The organism is Microbacterium oleivorans, from assembly GCF_023715745.1.
In the GTDB taxonomy this organism is placed as follows: Bacteria; Actinomycetota; Actinomycetes; order Actinomycetales; family Microbacteriaceae; genus Microbacterium; species Microbacterium oleivorans_D.
Map to the genome: position 1 here is coordinate 1 of NZ_JAMBOV010000009.1, position 1229 is coordinate 1229.

Sequence of the window (1229 nt, forward strand, 5' to 3'; positions counted from 1 at the left end):
GTTGCCTCACTACGAAGCCCTTGCGGGGGTGGTGTGGGAGCATCCGATCCTTGAGAACTCAACAGCGTGCACTTGTCAAATGCCAAATAACCTCGATCTCGGCTTCGGCTGAGGTGAGATTCCTTTGGATCAAAGTCCGGCACTTTGGTGTCGGCGATGGATAGTCAGCAATGATTTATCTTTTTGGTCAGTTCAAACTCGCTGCTTTCGCCTTTTTCCGGTGATTGTCAGTATTTTTCTTTTACGGAGAGTTTGATCCTGGCTCAGGATGAACGCTGGCGGCGTGCTTAACACATGCAAGTCGAACGGTGAAGCAGAGCTTGCTCTGTGGATCAGTGGCGAACGGGTGAGTAACACGTGAGCAACCTGCCCCTGACTCTGGGATAAGCGCTGGAAACGGCGTCTAATACCGGATATGAGCTGCGATCGCATGGTCAGCAGTTGGAAAGATTTTTCGGTCTGGGATGGGCTCACGGCCTATCAGCTTGTTGGTGAGGTAATGGCTCACCAAGGCGTCGACGGGTAGCCGGCCTGAGAGGGTGACCGGCCACACTGGGACTGAGACACGGCCCAGACTCCTACGGGAGGCAGCAGTGGGGAATATTGCACAATGGGCGAAAGCCTGATGCAGCAACGCCGCGTGAGGGATGACGGCCTTCGGGTTGTAAACCTCTTTTAGCAGGGAAGAAGCGAAAGTGACGGTACCTGCAGAAAAAGCGCCGGCTAACTACGTGCCAGCAGCCGCGGTAATACGTAGGGCGCAAGCGTTATCCGGAATTATTGGGCGTAAAGAGCTCGTAGGCGGTTTGTCGCGTCTGCTGTGAAATCCCGAGGCTCAACCTCGGGTCTGCAGTGGGTACGGGCAGACTAGAGTGCGGTAGGGGAGATTGGAATTCCTGGTGTAGCGGTGGAATGCGCAGATATCAGGAGGAACACCGATGGCGAAGGCAGATCTCTGGGCCGTTACTGACGCTGAGGAGCGAAAGGGTGGGGAGCAAACAGGCTTAGATACCCTGGTAGTCCACCCCGTAAACGTTGGGAACTAGTTGTGGGGTCCATTCCACGGATTCCGTGACGCAGCTAACGCATTAAGTTCCCCGCCTGGGGAGTACGGCCGCAAGGCTAAAACTCAAAGGAATTGACGGGGACCCGCACAAGCGGCGGAGCATGCGGATTAATTCGATGCAACGCGAAGAACCTTACCAAGGCTTGACATATACGAGAACGGG

The 1229-nt window shown here is 55.1% G+C and carries 1 rRNA gene; it reads left to right on the forward strand.

Annotation, left to right across the window (positions count from 1 at the left end):
* Positions 1-240 precede the first annotated feature (240 nt).
* Positions 241-1229 (forward strand): 16S ribosomal RNA (locus tag M3190_RS15185); the annotation flags it as partial.